Here is a 381-nt window from a genome sequence, read left to right on the forward strand (position 1 = left end):
GTATGCGGCGGCGAAAGCCTCCGCGGGCGAGCCGTTCGAGAATCTGGATCGCCTGAAAACGATGGCCGGTGAGTACGAAAAAATACTGCTGTTGCGGGGGTATATCGAGCCTCGGCCGGAGGATCAGGGTGGCAATGGCGAGAATTACATATTGACACCCCGGGGCTCGAGTTTGTTGAGCCTGATCGACAGCAGCATCCCGGGAAATGAGCATCCGCGCCAGGTGCTGGATGAGCAGGAAGATGCGCTGGATGAATTGACGTTTGATGAAGTGGCGTCGAAGGCTCAGATTGCGTGAAGCTTGCAGCTTTAGAACCTATCCTCGTTGCGCCGCTTTCAGGCATTTCAAATCAGTGAAGTCCTTGCGCATGTCTTCAATCT

Annotated in this window: 1 protein-coding gene; it reads left to right on the top strand. The window is 54.9% G+C overall.

The window, feature by feature from the left end; all coding sequences use genetic code 11:
* Positions 1-298 (top strand): hypothetical protein (locus AC1DF0_RS32595; protein WP_477577762.1); only part of this gene is annotated, 298 nt, incomplete at its 5' end.
* Between the last annotated feature and the right edge of the window lie 83 nt (positions 299-381).

The organism is Paenibacillus sp. 05T425 (assembly GCF_056396205.1).